We start from the raw sequence: 20,398 nt of genomic DNA, 5'->3' as shown, positions 1-20,398 counted from the left end.
CGCAGTTTCGCGAAAGCGGAGCGTGTCGGACCTGTCCCATGGCCCGTTCCTCCCCGCCCGAAGCCGCGGCGTCAACCCGGATGCACCGCCCCAGCACCCGCCTTGCGTCCCCGGGCGTCGCGTCGGGCCCCGGCATCTGCACCGCCCGGTCTATCGGGGGCGAGGCGAGCGACCCCCTGTGGGACCCCGCCGTGGAGGACCATGGGGGCGGCTGTGTGCCGCCCCATCGCCGGTCAGAGCGAGGACAGGATGAGCGGCAGGCGCACGGTGATGACCTCTTCGGGGTTGCCCGGCACGATGAAGTACGCGGTTCCGCCCTCTCCCTCTCCGCGGGCATATTCGGACGCCTGGATGTCCGTTTCCACGCCGACCTCGAAGTTGAAGCCCTGGCCCCCGTTTACCCCGGTCCCGCCGAGCCGCCGGTTCAGCACGAGCGTGTCCGAGGCGGTGAGGTCGATCTCGTTCTCCAGCACCAGCTCCAGCGTCTGGTTGAACGGATCGAACACCTGCGCGTCGGCGGTCGTGTCGAGGTCGCGGTAGTCGATGGTCGCGAGGACGTCGAACGACCGCTGGCGGAACCATACGTCGCCCCCGATCCGGCTGTCCTGCTCCACGGAGAGTCTCTGGCCCTGGAACGTCACCTCCCCGCTGGCGATCCGGCTGGCGATGAGCGTGAGCGCGCCGTCGGACTGCGCCGTGGGATCGAGCCGCGGCGTCACCGGGGCGAAGGGATCTGCAAGGAAGAGCGGCACGCCGGCGTCGAACACATCGACATCGGTCACCGCGTATTCCTCCGAGCCGCCGCGGATGGTCATGACGAGACCGTCCTCCGGGGTCCGGTCGGAGACGTCCGCGGTCACCCGGTCGGCCTGCAGCACAAGCCTGTCGCGGACCGAGATCATGTTGACGTCGATGGCCGAGCCTGGCCCGGAGGCGGTGAGGATCGCCACGAGCGGCGACGCGGCCTCGCGGCGGCCGTAGTATTCGGGCCGCACGAGGGCGAGTTCCACCTCGGGCGCGAGATCGACGACAGCGTTCCCGATGGTGTTGATCGAGAGCGAGCCCGTCGCGGTCAGGCGCAGCTCGCCGCCGGCGCCGAGAACGCCGAGATCGAGACCGCCGCTTTCCGCGCCGAGACGCAGGCTTCCGGTCTCGCTGATCGCGAAGCCGGCGCGGAGGCTGCCTTGCGTTTCGAGGTAGTCGATGTCGTTCCGGGCGTAGAGGTAGACGGTCGTGCCCGGCTGGGTGTTGCTGCGGAACCGCTGGCCGGCGGAGCCGCGGATCGCGCCGTCGAAGGCGAAGAGCCGCACGTCGCCGCCCGCGAGGATCGCGCCGTTTGAGGTCAGGTCGCCCAGGGCGGAGACGGTGATCGGCTCGCCCGTCTGCGAGACGAGGCGGTCCACGCGCACCTCGCCGCGGGCGAAGACGTCGATCTGGCCGTCGGTGGTGCGCAGGTTCTCGAGCCGGATGCCGTCGGCCTCCTGGATATGCATCGGACCGCTGCCGACGACCGCGTCGAGGCGGGCGATGGATGTCCGGAGCCCGTCCGGCCCCTGCGGGCGGAGCGAGCCGAACCGGAGCACGGCGAGGGAGCCCGGCGCGTTGGCGATCAGCCGGTTGCCGGGCTGGTTGGCGGCGAGATCGACGCGGCCGCCCACGACCAGCTCGAGAGCCGAGCGCGTGGCGTTCAGCGTCGCGATCCGCGCCAGGGTCAGGCCCCCGCCCACGTTGATCGCGACCGTCCCGGTGCCGCCGGTGATGCTGCTGCCGGCGGCCTGCCGGAGCGCGCCATTCACCAGCATCTCGATGCTGCCGCCGTCGCTCGCGATGGTGGCGCCGCTGCGCTGACGGTGGGTGCCGTCCGTCAGGATGGCGATGTCGCCGCCGCCCGACCGGATGAGGGCGGAGGCGCCCTGGGTGTGGTCGCCGCCCGTCGCGAGGGTGATGTCGCCCCCGCCGCTGCGGATGTCCGAGAACGCGCCCTGCGACAGCTCGCCCGCCGTGGCGATGACGATCTCGCCGCCGGAGGATCCGGTATCGCTTTCGGGACCGATCAGATGATCGCCGCCCGCGATGATGCCCAGATCTCCGCCGCCGCTGAAGATGTTGGCGTCGCGTCCGCGGACAAGGTCGGTGCCGACGACGATGCCGACCTCACCGCCCTCGCTGATGATCTCGGCCCCGTTCGCCATGCTGTGGAGACCGTCTGTGACGATCGCGATCGGCCCAGTGCCGGCGAGGATGTCGCCATCGGCGCGTTGCAGAAGATCGCCCGCCGTCGTCATCAGGATCGGCCCGCCGCTGCTGGCGATCCGGCCGCCCGCGCCCAGGATGTGGGTCCCGGCCGTATCGGTCGTCAGGCTGCCGCCGCCGCTGAGAAGATCCGCGAGCGGGCCCTGGGTCAGGTTGCCGCCGGTGATGACGAGGAGCGGGCCGCCGGTGCTTGCGATATCGGCGTCGGTCTGCTGCGTGAGGTTGCCGGCCGTATCGACCGACACGCTTCGTCCGGAGACGTCCGCCTCGGTCCTCAGCAGGTGGTCGCCGCCGGTGAAGATGCTCACCGGGCCGCTGCCGCCGAGGATCTGCGACCGCGCGTCCTGCGTGAGGTCGGCCGCCGTCTCCACGAGCAGAACGCCGCCGGCGCTGCCGATCACCGCGTCCTCGCCCACGACATGGTTGCCGCCGGTCGTGACCGAGAGCAGGCCGCCGCCGCTGAGGATGTCGGCGAAGACGCCTTGCGTCAGGTCGAGCGTCGTCAGGAGCGTCAGCGTCCCGCCGCCGGAGGTCGTGTCCGAGTTCTCGCGGATCAGGTGGTTCGCGCCCGCGGTGATGGTCAGGTCTCCGCCGCCGCTGGCGATGTCGGCCTCGGAGCCGCGGGTGATGTCGCCGCCAGCCTCGACGATGACCTCGCCGCCCTCGCTCAGAATCTCCGCGCCGTCGCCCATGTCGTGGAGGTCGGTGGTGATGATCGTGATGGACCCCGCGCCGCCGAGGATGTCGCCGTCCTCGCGCTGCAGGAGATCGCCCGCCGTCGTCATCAGGATCGGCCCGCCGCTGCTGGCGATGCGCCCGCCAGCCCCCAGGATGTGGGTGCCGGTCGTTTCGGTCGTGAGGCTGCCGCCGCCGCTGAGAAGATCGGCGAGCGGGCCTTGGGTCAGGTTGCCGCCGGTGACCACGAGCAGCGGGCCGCCGGTGCTCTCGATATCGGCATCGGTCTCCTGCGTGAGGTCGAGGGTCGTGTCGAGCGAGACACTCAGGCCGGAGACGCCCGCCTCCATCTTCAGGAGATGGCTGCCGCCCGTGACGATGGTCACGGGGCCCGCCCCGCCAAGGATCTGCGACCGCGCCTCCTGCGTCAGACTGCCCGTGGTCGTCACGCCCAGCGCGCCGCCGGCGCTGCCGATCACCGCGTCCTCGCCCACGACATGGTTGCCGCCGGTCGTGACCGACAGGGCTCCGCCCCCGCTGAGAATGTCCGCGAAGGCGCCCTGGGTGAGGTCGAGCGTCGTCAGGAGCGTCAGCGCGCCGCCTTCGGAGGTCGTGTCCGAGTTCTCGCCGATCAGGTGGTTCGCGCCCGCGGTGATGGTCAGGTCTCCGCCGCCGCTGGCGATGTCGGCCTCGGAGCCGCGGGTGATGTCGCCGCCCGTGTCGACCGACACATCGCCGCCTTCGCTCAGGATCTCCGCGCCGTCGCCCATGTCGTGAAGGCCGGTGGTGACGATCGCGATCGGCCCCGTGCCGGCGAGGATGTCGCCATCGGCGCGCTGCAGAAGATCGCCCGCCGTCGTCATCAGGATCGGCCCGCCGCTGCTGGCGATCCGGCCGCCCGCGCCCAGGATGTGGGTGCCGGTCGTGTCGGTCGTGAGGCTGCCGCCGCCGCTGAGAAGGTCCGCGAGCGGGCCCTGGGTCAGGTCGCCGCCGGTGATGACGAGGAGCGGGCCGCCGGTGCTTGCGATATCGGCGTCGGTCTCCTGCGTGAGGTCGAGGGTCGTGTCGAGCGAGACGCTTCGTCCGGAGACGCCCGCCTCCATCTTCAGCAGGTGATTGCCGCCCGTCACGATGGTCACGGGGCCCGCCCCGCCAAGGATCTGCGACCGCGCCTCCTGCGTGAGATCGCCCGTGGTCGTCACGCCCAGCGCGCCGCCGGCGCTGCCGATCACCGCGTCCTCGCCCACCACATGGTCGCCGCCCGTCGTCACCGACAGGGCGCCGCCGCCGCTGAGAATGTCCGAGAAGGCGGATTGCGTCAGGTTGCCGAGGACGCCGAGGGTGAGCGCGCCGCCGTTGCTGAGGATGTCGGCATTGGACAGCAGGCTCGTGAAGGACGCGTCGAGCGTGCCGCCCTGGGTCGAGATGCCGGGGCCGGCGAGGAGCGTGGCCGGCGCGTCGCTGCTGGTGAGCGACAGCACGCCGGTGCCGCCGATGGTGATTTCCTCGATATCCGTCGCCCGGTCGCGGATCAGGAGGAAGGCGTCGCCGTCCGTGGTCTGCGTGAAGAGGCGGCCGGTCGTGATGTCGATCCGCGCGAGCGCGCCGATATCGCCAGTCGCCCGCATCCTGAGTTCGGAGGCGATGATCCGGCCGTCGGTGATCGCCGCGCCGTCCAGCCGGACGAGGGCCTGCGAGTCGATGATCCCGACCGAAATCGCGCCGAGCGCGAGGATGTCCGTGAGAGACGTGCCCAGGGGCTGCAGGACGGACTCCACCCGCAGATCGTCACGCTCGCGCAGGACGAGCGGCGTCGGATCGGTCCCCTGCCCCGTGTAGTCGAGCGAGACGAGGGCGGTCTGAATAGGCTTGACCTCGGTGCCGAAGCTGCCGCCGCTCTCGACGACGAGTGCGCCGCCCTCGATGTCCGTGCCGGACGAGGTCGTGGTGTCGACCCCCTCGGGCAGGATCAGCGTCAGCGTGCCGCCGGTGCCGAAGACGATCGTGTCGGTGCCCGTGAAGGACGCGGCGCCAGTCGCGGTGATCCGCCCGCCGCCCGCGATGCGCGCCCGCTCCAGAGGCATCCCGCTCGCGGCGGTGAAGAAGATGTCGCCGACCGTGGTCTCGAGGTCGATGCGGCCGTTGATGACGTCCGTCAGGTTGACGATGAAGGGCGTCGTCTCCGTTCCGACGCTGGTGCCGCGCATCGTGATGTCGCCGGCCTGGAGCCGCGGCACGCCGCTGCCCACCACGTCGGTGATCGCCCCCGCGGAGGTGACGACCGCGGGACCGTTGGAGAACACCTCGCCGATGGGCATGTCGCCGAGCGGCGCGTCGATATAGACGCCAGTGCCGCCGCGGGCGACGAGGCTGCCGCCGGTCAGGATCTCGACCGTCAGCGGGTTCGTGGGCTCGCCGATGGCGGCGGTGTTGCCGCTCTCGAGCACGAGGAGCTGGCCGCGGATCGCGGTGGCGCCGGTCCGGGCGTCGGTCATCGCGCCGTCGATCTTGAGCTGGACCTCGCGGGTGCCCCTGACCTCGGCGACCGAGGCCGCGGATTCGCCCCCGAGGAAGATGTCCTCGTTGTCGGCGGTCACGAAGAGCCTGCCGGTGGAGCGTCCCTCTCCGTCGAAGGAGGTGAAGGCGAAATCGAAATCCTCGGATTGCTGGATCTCGTAGCTGCCGTCTGGCAGCCGGATCACGTCGGTCCGTTCCGCGCTGTTGAGCACGCGCAGGTCCTCGGCGGTCAGGCCGACCTGCGAGACGGGGATGACGTAGGGTGTCGTCAGCTCGCCCACCTCGGTGGAGACGATGAGTCGGATATCGCCGGCGGCGACGACGTTCGGGTCCTCGACGCGGCTGATCGTGTCCGCGGTGCCACGGATGAGACCGGCGCGGATCGAGCGCGTCAGCTCCTCCGCCGTCCACTCGCTGCCTTGCAGGATCTGGGCGGTTTCCTCGGTCGTCGGCGTATAGACATAGGCCGGATCGCGGGAGGCGTCGGCGTTCCAGAGCGCATAGAGCGCCTCGCGCTCGGCGATATAGGCGTCGAGCTGGGCCTGGGTCCAGCCGTCGTTCGTGCTCGGGTCGTCATCCGGATCGAGAAGGCTTTGCTGGATCGCGGGATCGAGCGTGAAGGCGAGAGGCCCGCCGCCGGCCGCCTCGCGGTCCCGCCAGTAGCTGTCGTAGAGCCGCTCTCGCTCTGCCTTCAGCGCGTCGATCTGGGTCTGCTGGCGGGCGCTGAGGCCGCTGCCGTTGAGGGCGAGGTCCTGTACGTAGAGTTCGGTCAGCTCCGATTCCGTCCGGATGTCGCGGGTCTCGACATCGTTGCGGTCGAGAAGCGCGCCGTTCGGCACCCGCAGCGTCACGCCGCCGAGGGCGGAGGCGACGGTGTTGACGCCGAGGTCGCCGATATTGTCACGGATGTCGATCTGTCCAAGCGCCCGTGCGGTGAGCGTTCCGTCGAGGCCCACGTTCAGGATCGAAGGACCGGTCACCGAGGCCTGGCCGATCCCGCCGGTATCGGAGGTTATGTCGAGCGTGCTCGCGAGGATCCCGTTCGCGCCGGTCAGCGTGGACTGGGCAATGGAGCCCTCCGCCCGCAGCGTCACGCCGCCCACAACCCGGCGGTTCGGATCGAAGCTGCGCTGCGAGGTGCTGATCTCGTCGATCAGCATGTTGCCGTTCATCTCTCGGATGTCGATGGAAGTGGCCGCGCGCGCCGTGAGGGTGGCACCCTCGGTCTGGTCGATGCGGAAGCTGCCGAAGAGGCTGCCGATCCGGCCATTGGGCGCGTTGAGTTCCAGCTCCGCGGTCTGAAGCACCACCGACTTGCCGGTGGTCATTATGTCGCCGCTGGTCGCGGTGATGGTGCTGTCGCCGACGAAGTTCGTCACGTTGTCGCCGAAGAAGACCGAGGCGTTCGAATTGACCGTGAAGGAGCCGACGTCCGAGCCGCCGAAGACGATATCCACGGGGTAATCGGCCTTGAGGCGGTGGGTGTAGAGATGGGTCGCGGTCCGCGTGACGCTCCATTCGAAATGGCGCCAGCCCGAGCCGAACTTCCACCATTCGACACTGTCGTGGGTCTTGCGGAAATTCTCCTGCGGTCCATTCGTCGGCCCCGTGACCGCGACGCCCGAGAACGCATAGGCGTAGTCGCCGCCGCCGAGCGAATCCGCCAGATACGGCCCCTGCCCGAGGTCGGTCCGGGCGATGGGGGTGGACCGGATCGCCTGTGGCGTGCCCCTCTCCTCGGTGGTGCCGCTGATCCCGATGATCACGAGATCCTTGCGAAGGAAATCGGTTGTCCGCGACACGTTCTCGGCGGTGATCGTGACGTAGTCGCGGTTCAGGGTCGGCTGGAACGATTCGGTCCTGCCGTTGACGGTCCGGATGAGGTTGCTGGGGGTCTCGACCCTGACCTGGATGTCGCCGTAATCGAGGAATTCCACATTGACGGTCTGGTTGTCGAAGACCCGGACCTCATTGCCGATGCGGCGGTATTCGGTCGTGAGCGAGACGCTCTGACCGTCGCGGGTGATCGTCCGGCTCGTGTCGGTGATCCGGATCAGGCCCTCGACACCGTTGCCAGCCTCCCCGAGCGGGCCGAGATCGACGCGGTTGAGCTGGATCGCCCGGCCCGAATTGTTCGTCACGTTCACCACGCCGAAGCCGTCGAGCGACTGGATCACGCCGGCACCCGTGGACAGGATGTTGCCGGTCAGGATCACCCGGCCCCCCTGGACGATCATCGGGTCGATCTCGATCCGGCCGGTCTCGGTGTTGTAGTAGACGGGCACGTCGGACCGGATGTCCGGGTTCTTCACGATCCGGTCGCTGTCGGTCTCGAGCGGATCGTGCAGCAGGATCCGGTTTCTCGAGCTTGCCAGACCATCGACGAAGGCGCCGAGGCCGGCGTCGAGTTCCACGTCGAACTGGCCGGTGCCCGCCTGGATCAGGCCGTTGATGTTCAGCTTGTCCGCCGAGATGTAGACGTTGCGGCCGGCGCGGATGCGGCCCTCGCGCGGGGCGAGCGTGAAGTTGCCGGTCGACAGACGGAATTCCTGGTTGATTCCGTTGAAGATCAGCGCGCGGCGCGCGTCCTGGTTCGCCCGGAACCGCGAGGCATAGATCGCGTCGGGGCTGCCGTCGACCTCGGTGAAGCCAAGGGTGAAGCCCTGCAGGAAGTCGCGGCCGGCGGTCGCATCAACGGTGAGCGCGTCGATATCGGCGCGCACGTCGATGTCCTCGTCGCGCGATTGCAGCCGGACCGTGCCTCGGAAGTTCGTGAGCGGTCCGTCCACGACGACCGACCCACTCGGGATGCTGCCAAGCGTGCCCAGCGCCTCGACCTGGATCAGCGGCTCCTGCGCCTCGTCCTGCCCCGCGTCCTCGCGCGAGATCATCTCGAAGTCGAACGGCCCGGTCAGCGACCGCGACAGCGCCGCCACCTGGGCAGGGGTCGAGACGATGTTGTCGTTGAAGAAGATCCGCCCGCCCTCGTTGTCGGGGATCGTGATGCTGTCGGTGACGATGGTCGCGTCGGAATAGGTCTGGATCAGAACGAGCGAGTCGCCCGGCGCCTCCAGCGTCCCCGTGCTCGCTCCGATGACGGAATCGCCGCGGAGATAGATGTTGCCCTCCTGGGCGACGATCGGGCCGAGATGAATCTCGTCGCGGAACGGATCGACGTCGGGCAGCCGCTCGGTGAGCTGGATCAGCTCCGCTTCCCAGGCGGCCTTCGCCACCGGATCGTTGTTCGAGAGGTCGAGGTTGCCGATAAGCGCTTCGAGCTCCGCGATCCGGTCGGTGATGTCCTGGACGACGGACTGGTTGAGACGCAGCTCGAACTCGATCCCCTCGGCGTCCTCGTTGGTGAAAGACTGGCGCCTGAATACGCCGAGGCTCGGATTGTCGAGCTGGTTGTTCTCGTCGAGGATCAGCACCTGCTTGTTGCGCGAGCCCGCGCGGACATAACCGTCCACGGTGACCACGTCGGTCGAGTTGTCGGTGCTCGTGCCGCTCTCGATGTCGAGGCTCACGTCGTCGCCGCCGAAGGCGTTGCTGATCGCGGACCCGATCTCCGCCAGCGCCTCGCGGTAGAGGTCCTTGCCCCGGCCGTAGCCGCGGATGTTCCGCCCGCCGTCGTCCGCAAAGAGGCTCACATGACGGACCGCGATCACGCGGGCGCCGGCGTCGATGTTCACGAGCGACGAGGTGTTCGCGGTGGCATCGGCCGCGGGGTCGGTCGGGATCGGGATCGCCGTCTTGTTGAACACGCGGCTCTCGGCGGTCACGGTGACCGACTGGGTGGCGCCCGAGACGTGCCCGGCCTGGATGATGATGTCGTTGAGCGACTCGATCTCGGCCCCGCTGCCGACGGTGATCTCGTTGACCGCGTTGAAGGTCGCCTCGGTATTGGCGACGCCGGCCCCTGCTAGACCGTAGGTCTTGGTGTCCACCTCGGAATAGAGATCGCTGTTCGAGCCCGCGTAGATCGTCAGGATGCCGGTGGCGAAGATGTCGACATCGCCGATGGTCACGTTCGCCGTGTTGGTGTTCACCCGCACGAAGCTGTTGCCGACGGGAACCGCGATGGCGCCGCCCGAATCGAGCTTCATCCGGTCGGTGAGCGCCATGTTGGTGGCCACGCCCATCTCGAAGCCGAGCAGTTCCTCGCGCAGGCCGAGCTGTGTCAGGCTCGCGCCCGACACGATCGTCAGGTCCGTCGTCGCGGTGACGTCCACGGTGCTTTCCATCGCCGCGACGTCGACGATCCCGCCCGACCCCGACTCGACGTTGAAGCCCTCGTTCTCGGCGATCTCGGGGCGCCTGACCTCGTTGCTGACGTCGATCTTGAAAACGCGCGAGAGCAGCGTCGCGCCGCCGCCGATGGTGAGGTCCATGTCGCTGAAATGGTCGCTTCGGGACCGGGCGCCGGAGACCCCGATGGCGGAGGCGGACGTGGTGTCCACGAGACCGCCCGCAACCGCGTCGTGTACGGCCGACAGCGTGAGCAGATCGGTCGAGATCAGCGCGGCGCTCGTCGTTCCGAGCGACAGCGCCGAGACCGTTCCGGTCCGCACGGTATTCTCCGCGCCGGAGCCGGAGATCAGGCCGCCCGAACCCGCGATGGCGTCCGCCCTCACGTCGGGGCCGTTTCCGATCCCGAGATCGACCTGGTCCGCGAAGATGTTGATGAACTCGAAGTCGGCTGTGACGACCCCCGTCCGCGCCCCCGTCTGCCCGGCCTCCGCGATGGTGGCGCCGATCGCGACGGCGCCAAAGACCCGGCCCGTGGCGACCGCCCGGGCGCTCGCGCCGTCCGCTTCCGTCAGCACCGTCACCGCCTGGTCCGCGCGCAGCAGGCCGCCGATCGTCGAGGTCACGCTGTAATCGAGGAGCGCGCGCGCCTCGGCGCCGTTGCCCCCGATCAGCGCGCCGGAGCTCGATTCGGCGTTGGCAAAGGCAGAGGTGCCCAGGCTGTCGTCGAACCGCGTCGTGATCGCGATGTCGCTGTCGGTCTCGATTGTGCCGAACAGCGCCGTGTTGACGGTCGTGGTCGTCCGGCCTTCGGCATAGGATCCGCCCACGGCAAGACCGGCCGCGACCGACGCGCCGAACGCCGTCGCGCTGGCCCGGCCCGAGGCGACGTTGGTGAGGGTGAAGGTCCGGCCCTGCACATTCAGACCGATCAGGTTCATTTCCGCCCGGCCGCTGTTGATCGCCCGGACATCAACGCCGTTGCCGCTGCCGAAAAGGCCGCCCGCGGCGCTCCATCCGGTGCCCGTCACCGAGGTCCTGTCGCGCACCGACAGGGTGATGTCCCCGCCGCGGAGCGTCGGATCGACACCGCCGCCCTGCCGCAGGATCCGCGCCTGGCCCTCGTTGCGGGTGTTCACCACCACCGCTCCGATGCCCGCGATGCCGGAGAGGACGAGGTTGTCCACCTCGGTGCGGACCCGCTCGGACCGCTCGGCGGAAATCGTCAGCGCGTCCGCCGCGCTGTCCACGGCCAGCCGCGCATTGCTGCCGATCAGAACGTCGGCCCGGCTGCGGAGCTTTGCGACCGAAACGCCGACGCCCGCGGCGACGGCGCCGCCGCCCACGGTCAGTGTGTCCATCTCGATGGCGGTCTGCTCGTTCCCGACCGTGTCGAGAGCGCCGCCCGTCCGGGCGCGGACGCTCAGGTCGCCCCCGGCCTCGATATCGGTGTTGGCGCGGATGTCGACCACAGCACCGGTCTGGACGTTGGCGACGGTGGTGCCGCTGACGACCCCGACGAAGCCGCCCGCGACGCCGCCGCCTCTCTGCACCAGCCGTGTCCGGGCTGTGCCGTCGATCAGGATGTCCCCGGAGGCCTCCACGTTGGTGCCGGCGCCGATCTCCACCCGCACGACATCCTCGCCCGGACCCGACAGCACGTCGATGGCGCTGCGCTCGGTCGTGATCCGGGTCCGCGTGGCGTCGCCCCCGGCGTAGCTCACGATGGCCTCGGGCGTGTTCGATTCGTCCTCCCCGCTCTCGAGCCCGCCCGACGTCGACTGGTCGGATTTCAGCTCGCTGTCCACGTCGCCGCGCAGCGTGGCGGTCTCTCCGTCCGGGTCGTCGGCGGCGCCGCCCATCTCCACCACGCCGATGGCGGCGGAGACCGAGGCGAGGATGCTGGCCGTGCCCACCGCGACCAGCGAGTCGACCCGCCGGACGGACTCCGCCGTCAGGTCGAGATCGCGGCCCGCGCGGAGGGTTCCGTTCTCTCCGATCATGACGCGCGTGGTGCCCGAGACGCGCACATAGTCGAGCGAGGCGCCCACGCCGGCGCCAGCGCCGACGGCGACCGCGCCCGCGAGGCTGTTCAGCGTCAGGGCTTCCTCGGCGCCGATGTCGATGTCGCGATCCGCCAGGACCTTCTGCCCGTCGCCGATCAGGACCTCTGTCGTGGCCTCCGCCAGCGTGACGTTCGCCGACAGCGCCACGGCCGCGCCTCCGCCCGAGCCGGAGACGGCCTGGCCGCCGCCCGTCATCCGGGTTTCGGCCGAGATCGTCACGTCGCGGCCCGCCTCGACGAAGCTGTCGCGGTCGTCGCCGCCTGCCGGCGGCGGTCCGATTTCCGCGCGGCGGATCCGGATGCGGGAGGTGCTGTCGAGCAGGTTCACCTGCACCGCGCCCCCCGCGGCCACCAGACCGCCCGCGAAGCTTCCGACGAAGCTGTTGGTCTCGGTGTCGACCAGCGTCCCCAGCGACACGTCCCCCCCGATCGACCGGACCTCGCCCATGGTGAGCGTGATCAGCGCCTCGGACCGGATGATGTTGACGCCCGCGCTGCCCGCGACGCCGACAAAGCCGCCCCCGGCGCCGATGACGTAGTTGTCGAGGGTCGAGTCGACTTCTGCCGCGATGTCGACATTGCCCCGGGCCTGGACGGACCCGACGTTGACGTCGATCTCCGCCGTGCTCGACACGAGGGTGGTACCCGCGGCGACGCCGACCCCGGCGGTGCCGCCCACGGCCAGCACGACGGAGTAGTTCTCGATGTCGTTGAAGACCCGGGCGTCGAGCACGGCGCGCTGCGACGCGCTGGCGGTGGAGATGCCAACGATGTTGCCGATATCTGGGTTTGCCGGATCCGCGCTGGCGCTCAGCACCGCATTGATGGCGCCGCCGGTCGGCCGGGTCCCCGAGCCGATGACGATTCGGGCCGTGTCGTCGATGATGTTGAAGCTGAAGAGCGCGGTCACCGCCGCGATGCCGCCGGCGGCGCCGTTGGCGGAGACCATCGTCATGCCCGTCGTGCCGTAAGCGTCCAGCGCCACGCCGGAAACGCGGCCGAGCCGCCCGGCGTCGACCGTTTCATAGCCGAGGCCGGTGACGATGGAGGCATCGTCGACCCGCACCTCGATCGTGTTCTCGATCAGGTTCACGCTGGCCGAGGCGCCGATCCCGGCGACCCCGCCGCCGCTGAGCTGCAGGTTCAGCCCCGGCTCGGACGCGTCATCCTCAGGCTTCTCGTTCGCGCCGCCGAGCAGGCTGACATTGTTCGTCGCATTGGCCGACGCCGCGACGCTGCCGCGCGCCACGACGACGGATTCCTCCGCGCTGCCCTGTGCCGTGATCAGCGTCTCGACCGTGTTGCGGGCGACATTGCCGACGCCGCTGCCGGTCACCGCGACGCCGCCCGAGAAGGCGCCCGCGACGGCGTTTCCGGCGAGGCCGGTCGTGGATCTCGAGGACAGCACGATGTTGCGGTCCGACAGCAGCGTGCCCGACGCAATGGAGGTCCGCACCGTCTGCGCGGTCGTGTTGGACGAGACGCTCAGACCCACCGACGCGCCGCCATCGGCCGCGACCGCGCCCGCGTTCGCCATGAGCGTGTTGGTCGAGACCGCGGAGACGCCGATCGACCCCGCGAGGATTTCCGCGCGCCGGACCGTGGCGAGCACCTCGCCGTCGGCCACGTTGACGGCAAAGCTGCCCGCAAAGGCGCCCGTGGCGCCGCCGCCAGCCGCCGCCGACAGGGCCTCCTGATTGATCGACTGGGTCGCGGCGACCGTCGCCGCGCCCGCGCCCGAAAGCGCGGTCGAGGACACCGCACGAAGGTCGAGCGACACGTCCTCCACCTTGGCCTCCGCGTCGTCCGACAGCACGTTGACCACGATGGCCCCGCCGCCGCTGCCGCCGCCGCTGATCGCCACGGCGCCAGCCAGCGCCTTGAGGCTGCCGGTCTGGGTCGCTGTGACGGAGACCGCGTCGCCCGCGGTCGTGATCCGCGTGTCGTCCCGGTCGTCGCGGGTGCGTTGCGATCCCCGGCTGACGATCCCCGCGTCCACCCCGCGGTCGAGGATCGTCAGCGCGATGGAGCCCGCGCCGCCTGCCGATCCGCCGATGCCCGCGGCGACGCCCGCGGTCTCCACCGTGCCGATCTGGCTTGCGGCGACGTTGATCGAAGCCGCCTCCACCGCCGATCCGTAGGCGACAGCCAGCTGGGCCTCGGTCTTGCCGAAGAGCAGGTTGATGCTGAAGCCCGCCCCGAAGCCGCCGACGCCTCCGCCCGCGCCGCCGCCCGCCAGCGACCGGATCGTGCTCGTCTCGGTCGCGCTCACGGTCAGCGCCGGGATCGTCCGCACGCCTCCCAACAGTTCCAGCCTGGCGCGGGTGATGTCGTCGGTATCGAGCGTCAGCACGGGCCGGCTCACGGCGGGATCGCGCGATCCGAACTCGGCGATCACGGTGTCGGCGATCGTCTCCACCGCCTCGTCGCGCGCGTCCTCGATCGTCGATTGCGCCTCGGTGATCGGATCCTCGCTCGACGGCCCCGGCAGCGGGGCGATCGAGGGACCCGAGGGCGAGGGACGGCCGATCTGGGTGTAGACCACCGACCCCGACACCGCGACGTTGCCGCTGCCCGAGCCCGCCACGGCGATGGCGTCGATGGTCGAGCTGTTAGAGGCGGTAAGCAAGACGCTGCTGCCGGTGACGTCGCCGTCCGTGACCAGATCGGCGGTCGCCGCGCCGTGGATCAGCGCGACGGTGATCGCGCCGCCCACCGCGTTGCTGCCGCTGAATGCGGCGGCGCCCGACAGGATGCTGATCCGGTCGGTCTTGGTCGCGGTCAGGACGATCCCGCCGGTTCCGGCATCGACCGTTGCCCCGTCCAGGTTGACCCGCGCGTTGTTCCCGATGTCGCCGACAGCTACCGAGCCGCTGACCGCGTTCGCGCTGCCCCCCGAAAGGCCGACCGCGAGCGCATCGATGGTGGCGTTCGAGGTGGTGGCGACGCGCAATTCCTCGTCGGTGGCGGTGAGGTCGGCGCTGAACGCGCTGATCGTGACGTCCTGGTTGATGAAGTTCGCCGAGACGGCCGCGCCGACGGCGTTGCCTCCCGTTCCGATGGCCGCGCCGCCCGACAGGCTCTGGATCGTGGCGTTCGAGGTCGAGTTCAGCGTGAGGCCCGCACCTGACGTGAGGGTGGACAGGTCGGCATCGACGCCGACCATGCCGGTGATGATGTTGACCGCGATGCCGCCGCTGATCGCGCTGCCGCCCGAGGCGCTGATGGCCGCTGCGAGGGACCGGATCGTGTCCGTCGAGATCGCATCGGCGGTGAGCGCGCCGGTCCGGGTGGAGACGGTCGCCCCCTGAAGGATCACCTTCGTCGTGTTTCCGAGGATCAGGTTCAGCGTCGCGCCAGCGCCGCCGGCGTTGCCGCTCGCCACCGCGACCGCGCCCGCAAGAGAGGCGATGGTCCGGTTCGCCTGCGCGTCGGCGTCGAAGGCCTCCGCGTAGGTGATGACCGCGTCCGTCGCATCGACCTCGGCGGTCGCCGTGATGACGTTCGTGCTGATCCCCGCGCCGGCGGCGGTCCCGTTCAGCGACACGCCGCCCGCGACCGCGATGGAGGTGATCGTGCTGTCGGCGTCCGTCAGCAGACGCACCGTGCCCAGGTCGTCGCCGCTGCGCGCCGCCACATCGGCGGAGGCGAGGCTGGTCCGGGCCTCCGCCACGATGACGTTGACGGAGACCGCCGCGCCCACCGCCGTGGTCTGCCCGCCTGCCAGCGCGCCGCTCAGCGCGAAGATGGTGTTCGTCTCGGTCGCCGTGATGGTGACGCCGGTGGCATTGAGTGTGACCCGGCCGGTGGTGTCGAACACGCCCGCCAGGGCCTTCGAGGTGATGACATTGACGGTGACCGAGCCCGCGATGCCCGTGTTGCCCCCGCCCACCGACATGCCGAAGCCGTAGATCGACTGGTCCGACGTGGCGGTGGCGCTGAACTGGTTCGTGGTGATGACGCTGGCGCCGCGCACCTGCGCCGTCGCACCCCGGTCGATCTGGTTCCAGCCGATCCCGATGCCGACGCCCGCGCCCTCGTTGGCCTTCATGTTGACGCCGACGGCACCGCCGACCGACACCGTGGTCGACCGGTCCGTGGCGGTCAGGGTCAGCCCTTCCGAGGTTAGCGTCGCGCCGTCGACATCCGCCTCGGTCCCGCCCAGCAGCACCGACACGGCGACGGAGCCGGCAAGGGCGATCGAGCCTCGCGAGGTGCCCGCCCCGCCCACGGCGATATTTGCCACCGTGGCCGTATCGGTCGCCGTGACAGTGGCCGACCCCGCCGAGACCGTCACGTTGGCGTCGCGGATCCGGGCGCGCAGCTCGCGCGTGTCCACGTTGACGCTGAAGGCGCCCGCCAGCGCGTTGGTGTCCTGCCCCTTGGCCAGGCTCGCCGAGACCGCGCCGCTGAGGTTGACGGCGACCATGTCGTTGGTCGCGGTCACGTCGAGGCTGTCTGTCAGGTCGATATCGCCGTTGGTGACGATCTCCGCCGCGGTCACGTTGCCCAGCATCAGGTTCACGGAGGCCGCGCCCGCGACGGCCCACCCGGTCTGCTGCTGATTGCCGTCAGGGTCCTCGGGGGTGTCGACGGTGTTCTGCTGGTTCAGCGCGTCCTCTTCGTCATCCGCGAAGAGCCAGTCCGGGATGATCTTGTCGTCCTGGTCCTGCTGGGGCGGAGACGGATCGTCCGTGGGATTGCCATCCTGGACCTTGGCACCCGCGACCGTGACCGTGACCTCCACCGTGTCGTTCGTCGCCGCGATGTTCAGCGTCCGCGCATCGAGAACCGTATCGCCCGCCGACGCGGTGGAGGCCAACTGCACGCCGTCGGCGTCCACGTCCGGTGCGATCCCCGCATAGACCCGCCGGGTGACGAAATTCACCGCGCCCGAGGCGCCGACGCCCACGTTCTCGGAGGTGGAGACAGCGCCGCCGACGACCCAGTTGACCGACGAATCCGAGGCCAGCACATCGACCGCGTCAGCCGTGATCCGGGCGTTGTCGCCGATCCGCGCCTCGGTCTCCATCTGGGAGATTCGCGCCCCGATGGTGGCGTTGATCGCGGTCTGGCGCCCGCCCCCGCCGGAGAAGGGCAGCATCCCGCCGATGTTGCGGGTGTTGGCCTCGACACGAAGGTTGCCGCGGTTCGTGTCGGTCGCATCCGCGATGGTCACCGTCGCGCCCGACTCGACCACCGCCGACACCCGGCTGGCGGTCCGTGAGACGATGATCGCCGCACCGATGAAATCGCCCGCCTTGATGGATGTGACATTCGACTTCGGAAGGTTCGCCAGATGCAGGAACAGGGATTCCTGGTCCGCCTCGACCGTCACCGCCGAAATCGCGTTGACCGTGGCGCCGTCTGCGATCACCGCCTCGGTCACGTTGTCGGTGTTGAACACGTCGACCGTGACGGCAAAGGCCAGCGCCTGCTCCTCGTTGGTGGAGTTCTCGCCGGTTTGCGCGGTCGCCTTGGCCTTCGTCTCCGTGGTCAGGTAAGTCAGTGGATCGAACAGCGCGAGCAGTTGCGGCGCCGACGTCGTGACATCCGGTACGGGATTGTCCGGATCGACTTCCTGGTAACTGGCCAGGTCCGTCGTGAAATTGTCCCACTGGGCCGCGATCGTGCCGAACGGGTCGGCGTTCGGATAGCGCGTCAGGGCACGCACCTCGACCGTGTCCGCGGTGACCGTGGCATCGGCCCCGATCTCGGCCCGCGTCTCGCCCAGCATCAGCCCGACCGAGGCATTGAACATCAGGCCCTGGTCGAAACTGCCCAGCAACTGATCGGGATCGACCCCTCTCCGCCGTGCCGCCTCGGCCGCCCTGTTGCTGATCTTGCCGAAGGCGGCACTGATGCTGCGCGACAGCGTCCCGCCGCCTTCGCCGGCCCGGCTGGCGAAGCGCGTGGTGGCATCGAGCGAGACAGTCCCCGTGGCGGTCACTGTCGTGGTCCCGAGGTCCGTCAGCGCGCCGTCCGCGTCCAGATCCCGATACTGTCCGCCGATGGTGGCATAGGTGTGATCGTCGTCGAGTTGCACGTCGACGGCGAAGGCGAGGCCGAAATGCGGTTCGGCCCGGGGTTTGGGCGTCTGGCCCACCTGCTGAGCGAGCGCGGTGTTGTAGGCGGCCAGCCGCTGGCTTGCGACCTGCCGCTCCACCGCCTTTTGCAGGTTGCCCACGCCCATGGTTCCTGCAGTGCTGCGCACGAGATTGAAATAGAGCGTCTCGGCGTCGAAATCGGCATCGCCGCCGGCTGTCATCGTGCCGCCGATGGCGGCCTCGGTCATCGAATTGCTGACCGACACGTTGACCACGCCGACGACCAGCCCTTCCTGGCCCCCGTTGGCCAGGGTGTTGGTGCTGTGCGCCTTGCCCGTCCAGGCGGCGGCATCCAGATCGCCCGCGCTGTCGATGGTGCTGTCGAGCGTCAGCAGCTGGTTGTCGAGATTGCGCACCGTCACCACCAGCGCCGCCGCGACATCCTGCACCTTCTTCGCGGCGATGGAGACCGTGTGGTTCTCGAACGCCGTGCTGGCCAGATGCATGTCGCCAGCGGTGGTGGTCAGCGAGGAGTTCTCGATGATCGTGCGCGACGTCGTATCCGTGACCGCCACCGCGACCCCGAGGCCATAGGCCAGGGGCGCGATGTTGAACACGGTGGCGGCGTGGCTCTGCACCACGAGGCTGTCGGAGGAGAGAGTCGCCGCCGTGGGCAGCGCCACGTCGAAGACCTTTGCCCCCCGATCCGGGCCACCGATCAGCCGGTAGGTGTCTTCGCGCAGGCCGGTGGGCGCGAATTGCTGGTTCTCGGCGAACGCGACATCGTCGTTGGGCGTCAGGGCGGGGGTGTTGCGGTCGGTCCAGTTGCCGTCAGCGACGATGGTCGATCCGCTGATCCGGACGGTGGCCTCGGCGTTCAGCGGCTGCACCTGCACTGGAAGAAGATCCACTGCAGTCTGCACGCCGCGTTCGAAGATGTCCTCGATCAGCTGCGTCGTGTTGTCGAGCGTTCCCTCGATGATGTTCGCATTGTCCACCGCCTCGAGATTGTCGACGATCATCTGCTCTTCGACGGCTTCGTCATCGCTTTGCAGAACGTTCTGCGCCCGGGCGAGGGCCGTGATGACGACCGAGCCGCCCTTGATGTCGGCATCGGTGATCTCGACCGTGGCGATCTCGTCCTCGGGCACGAAATTCCACAGGATGCCCGTCGAGACGTTGCGCGCGGTGATGGCGATGACGCCGCCGTTGTCGGCTCCGGTGCTGTCGGCCCTTAGGGTCGCGCCGTCCACCGTCACGTTCTCGCCGGCGAGCACCATGTCGCCCGCGGCGCCGGTCGGGGCCGCTCCCAAGACGGTCCCGTTCTCACGGGTGGAGATGCCGCTGCCCGTCACGACGGTCAGATCCTCGACCGCGGCGATGCCCAGATCGCCACCACGGGTCACGATCGACCCGTCGATGGTCACGTTCTGGCCGACGGCCGTCACGACACCGGCCGCGCCGGAGGCCGAGTCCATCCGGAAGGTACCAGTGAATTGCGTGATGTCCTCCGCCGCTTCGAGGGAGAAGAACCCGCCGTCCCCTGCTGTGGCGCTGGCATCGACGATGATCGCGCCGACGGTCGCGGCGGTCCCTTCGGAGAAGAGAGTGATCGCGCCGGCACTGCCGCTGCCCACGCCCGAGACGTCGAAATCGGCGGCCACGTCGAGGCGCGAGGCGGGATCGTCCTGGATCGCCTCGATCAGGCCGCCGCTATAGTCCGGGTCCGTGGAGGCGCCGCGGTGGGCGCGGACCGTGCCGCCGACCCGCATCTCTCCCTGCGCGAAGAGCCGGATCACGCCGGTCTGGGCATTGACCGACACCCCCGCCGCCGCCGGCCGGCCGGACGTGTTCACGGCCGGCGCGATCGTTCCCATGGCGTCGTCGCCGCGGACGGTGATCCTGCCGTCGAGGATCATCCGCGCGCCCGCGCGGAGGTCGAGACGGCTCGCCTCCACCCGGCTGCCCGGCTGGAAGACGATATCGCCGCCACCATCGAGCGGCTCCTGACCCGCGAAAAGCAGCGATGTCGGAGCGATCCCCGAAGGAGCACCGAGCGCTGCCTCGGCATGCAGGGCATCGACGAAGACCGGAGAGGGCGAGGACATTGTCAGCCGCCCGGCCTGAATCATGCCGGTTCCCGTAACGATGAACCCGTCCGCATTGACGAAGTACGAATTCCCGCCGACCACGCCCTCCTGTAGAGCGCGCACCGTCCCCGCGATGGCCGAGGGGCTGGACTGGCGGATGATGTTCACCAGCGCCTGCGTCGAGCCCGGCTGGATCATGTCGATGCGCTGGCCCGCGTCGACGTTGAACTCCTCGAAGGTGTTGAACGCCGTGTTGTTGCGGATCGTGCCGGTGGTCACCTCGAAGTCGCCGCCGCCCAAGGCATTGACCGTCGTCGCCGTGGCCCCGTCCGCCCGGACGTCCGCCAATGCCGGCATCGCCCCGGAGAGAGCGATCGCGAGACCGGAGGCTCCGGATGCGAGACGACGCCAGACCACTGACTTCCGGGACGCGGGCTGGGAGTGAATGGTCTGGCTCATGGCGTGTCTCGCAGATGGACGAAAGGACGGACGGCGGAGTGCCG

Annotated in this window: 1 protein-coding gene; it reads right to left on the bottom strand. The window is 69.6% G+C overall.

Going from position 1 to position 20,398, the window contains the following annotated elements; translation table 11 throughout:
- Nucleotides 1-233: 233 nt before the first annotated feature.
- Nucleotides 234-20,354: a leukotoxin LktA family filamentous adhesin gene (locus tag EAT49_RS15045; RefSeq protein WP_123643122.1), complete on the bottom strand. Its 20,121-nt coding sequence runs from the start codon at nt 20,352-20,354 to the stop codon at nt 234-236.
- Nucleotides 20,355-20,398 lie beyond the last annotated feature (44 nt).

Origin of the sequence: Histidinibacterium lentulum, from assembly GCF_003789055.1 — a bacterium.
In the GTDB taxonomy this organism is placed as follows: domain Bacteria; phylum Pseudomonadota; class Alphaproteobacteria; order Rhodobacterales; family Rhodobacteraceae; genus Oceanicola; species Oceanicola lentulus.
This window is presented reverse-complemented; position numbering and strand designations above follow the sequence as displayed.

Excerpts from the sequence above, each read along its gene's own strand:
- EAT49_RS15045 (WP_123643122.1), bottom strand. The coding sequence starts at position 20,354 with ATGAGCCAGACCATTCACTCCCAGCCCGCGTCCCGGAAGTCAGTGGTC.